At 32.3% G+C, this 3,110-nt stretch carries 4 protein-coding genes and 1 pseudogene; 1 reads left to right on the top strand and 4 read right to left on the bottom strand.

Going from position 1 to position 3,110, the window contains the following annotated elements; genetic code table 11:
* On the bottom strand, positions 1-667 hold a 667-nt coding region (locus tag AC1DJR_RS23630), incomplete at its 3' end, for an LAGLIDADG family homing endonuclease (protein WP_477003643.1).
* A gap of 296 nt (positions 668-963) precedes the next feature.
* On the opposite strand from AC1DJR_RS23630, the gene AC1DJR_RS23625 reads away from it, so the two are divergent.
* Positions 964-1,926 (top strand): MBL fold metallo-hydrolase, encoded by a 963-nt coding sequence (locus AC1DJR_RS23625; protein WP_477003642.1) that lies wholly within the window; start codon positions 964-966, stop codon positions 1,924-1,926.
* A gap of 58 nt (positions 1,927-1,984) precedes the next feature.
* Here the strand turns inward: AC1DJR_RS23625 and AC1DJR_RS23620 are convergent, their stop codons facing one another.
* The 3 genes and pseudogenes from AC1DJR_RS23620 to AC1DJR_RS23610 all read right to left on the bottom strand — a co-directional run.
* The gene (locus tag AC1DJR_RS23620) at positions 1,985-2,230 is read right to left on the bottom strand and encodes a hypothetical protein (RefSeq protein WP_477003641.1); all 246 of its coding nucleotides are present in this window, start codon (positions 2,228-2,230) and stop codon (positions 1,985-1,987) included.
* A gap of 39 nt (positions 2,231-2,269) precedes the next feature.
* On the bottom strand, positions 2,270-2,767 hold the full coding sequence (locus AC1DJR_RS23615; RefSeq protein WP_477003640.1) for an NUDIX hydrolase: 498 nt from the start codon (positions 2,765-2,767) through the stop codon (positions 2,270-2,272).
* 22 nt (positions 2,768-2,789) lie between these two features.
* Positions 2,790-3,110: pseudogene (locus tag AC1DJR_RS23610) on the bottom strand (DNA polymerase III subunit beta); the annotation flags it as partial.

Raw genomic sequence — 3,110 nt, 5'->3', positions numbered from 1 at the left:
TGACACGATAATGTGTATTTTGATTTAAAAGGTTAGAATTTAAGTTGTAATTTTGCAGAACTTGGTTTAGAGAGTTCATAAAATTATATGATCCTCCTACAAAACTTACTGTATATGCTTCATAATTGACATAACCATCTCCGTCAAAATACCCTCGAATAAAATGATGCAGATATTCATCTGGTACGAATGGAAATTCTACAGTAAATGATTTACAAGGCTTGATTCCGTGAATATTCATAAGATCTTCTTTAATTGTTTTACTATTGAGGTTTAACATATATACGCCTGTTTTTTTGTTTTGATAAAGCGGCTGGTTTGTGTTTAATTCTTTTTTTATATCGTTTAGAATGTCACTTTCTTTTTGCGAGATACTGACACATTGATTTTCTTTTGGTATAACACCGTCTGCTGTTATAAATCCTAAAATATAAGCCATGTTATTTGACCAAGTTTTAAAATAATCTTCTATTAAATCATACTTTCTCTTCCAACTACCTATAGCTCGTCTGGGCACGTTTTTTTCTTTTAAAACCATACGAATATATCCAGCAGACACATTGGCAAGTACAGCTATTTCTGAGGTGCTCTTCCCTTTTGTATAAAGCTGAATCATTTCAGATTTTGATAGTTTACATTTTGACTTCTTTTTTCTTTCTTCAAGCATTTATAGACTCTCCTTCCTTTGGATAATTAGTTACCTACCTGCTTCTATAACATATAACGAAACGTACGTTCTTTGTTGTTTATGAGAAAGAATTTACTTAAACAAAACAATTTACAAATACATAATATTAGTTTTAGCTGCTGCTAAATGAATTCTATTTTTTATATATAAATAATAAATTTGAAGAATTTATGAAATGTACTGCATTTAAGATGAAAGGTAAAATGATTTCGTTTAAACTACAATTAGCTACAATAACAACATACGCATATTGTTAAACGTAAAAAGGAGAACTAATGAAAAAGAAATATATGAATCAAATTCCGACTGATGTAAGTTTTAATCCGAAAGATATTATCGGTTTAATGACTGATTACTTTAAAATGAAAACAAAGCTACGTCCTATAAAAGACTTACCTATCGTTTTACCGAATAAAGATAATAGGTCTTTAGAGAGTGTTACATGGTTTGGTCACTCTGCTTCTCTTTTGAAAATAGAAGGTAAAAAGCTGTTGTTAGATCCTATGTTTGGCGATGCCTCTTCCCCGTTCCCTGTTTTTAATAGTAAACGTTATAGTGGTGCTTTTTCTTTAGAACGTGAAGATTTCAAGGAAATTGATGCGATTATCATTTCTCATAATCACTATGATCATTTAAATTACAAAAGTATTATGCGGTTAAAAGATCGTGCGAAGCATTTTTATGTCCCGATTGGAGTTGCGCGTTATCTTATTAAATGGGGTGTTTCACCTAATAAAATTAGTGAACATAATTGGTGGGATGAAATTACGTTTGATAATATTAAGTTAGTTTGCGCTCCTGCAAGGCATTTCTCTGGACGAAGTATGACAGATAAAGATCGTTCTTTATGGTGTTCATGGCTTATTATTGGTCAAGAAACGAAAGTTTTCTTTAGCGGTGATAGTGGCTATGCTCCGCACTTTAAGGAGATTGGTAATAAATATGGTCCATTCGATCTTACTTTAATGGAATGCGGGCAGTACGATACGAGATGGTCTGCAATTCATATGTTGCCAGAAGAAACAGTACAAGCTCATATTGACGTTAAAGGAGAATTGCTYGTTCCTATTCATTGGGGTGCTTTTACGTTAGCATTACATGAATGGAGTGATCCTATTGAACGTGTTACGAAAGAAGCAAATCGTTTAGGGGTTAATATTKCAACGCCACAAATCGGTGAAGCTATTGCGTTACAATCTARAGAWTATCCTACGTCAGCTTGGTGGCGAGAAGTGTGATTATAATAAAAAGCGAACCGATTTAATATTGATGGTTCGCTTTTTATTCATTTATGAATCATCTATTAAAATTCTCTGTTTTATCTACTGGAATTGCGGTTTTCATCTTTTCTGTTGTCCAATATCCTGTAGGGTCTTCTATATCGTTTAAATCTTGAATAGCAGATGGGATACCGGGGGCTTTTTTTAGTTGAGTAAGAGTATCTTTTTCGCTAGAGGTTGCCAATGCTAAGTAAATAATTAAGGGTATTATAATAGTAATACTAGTTATATATATCCAAAATAAGTGATTTCCTTTTTTCATGAGCTCCTCCTTCTATTACATACTAATCTCCTCTAATTACTACTTTACTATGCTGGTCTGCTTAGCTAATTCTTTATTCTTATACTCTACTAATTTATGATTTGATAAAACGCAAGAGTGCTCTAATATTAATTCATTATAAAGTACTTCAGTTAAAAATTTAGGTATCATCTCTCCTACGCCGTAATTATAGTCACTTAGAATCCAAGATACCTCTTTCCAATCTAGAATTCCTTCTGAGACTTTTTTTGGAGTGTGATATGTAAATTCATTAAGTAGCTCTACTAAATAGACATACATGCCACCAGAATATGAGGAATCCTCCCATTTAATAATGCCTTTAAATTKAATTTGATTTTGTTCAACATCTATATTTGTTTCTTCTTTTATTTCACGAATTGCATTTTCTAACGGTGTTTCTCCTTTTTCTATCTTCCCTCCTACACCGTTCCATAATCCTTTTACAGGATCATATTCTCTATTTAACATAAGTATTTCTTCATTTCTTTTTATAAAACATAAAGTGTGCTTGTACATAATTTAATTCCTTCCTTTGTTCTTAATAAGTTCTAACAGGCGATATTAAATATACTGCTGCAGATTGTTCACCTGCTTCAATTAATATCGGTCTCATGGAACCGCCAAAACTTAAAGTAACTCTATCTTCTTTTATTGCTTTTAAAGTATCGACCATATATCGTCCGTCGAAAGATATATTTAATTGCTTTTCACCGTGAATCGCATCTATTTGTTGTTTCTCGGATATTTTACCAATCTGAGAAGCATTAGAAGAGATTTGTATTGTGCATTCGTCGATGATTTCTAAGTTAACGTTGTTGTTTGCCCATTCACTAGCCAATAAACTTGACCGATCTACACC

The organism is Bacillus sp. 05T31, assembly GCF_056396725.1.
Note: the sequence above shows the minus strand (reverse complement) of the source record. Positions and strands in the feature narration are given on the sequence as shown.

What these genes read in the sequence shown, in the direction of transcription:
- AC1DJR_RS23620 (WP_477003641.1), bottom strand. Translation starts at nt 2,230, where the DNA reads ATGAAAAAAGGAAATCACTTATTTTGGATATATATAACTAGTATTACT.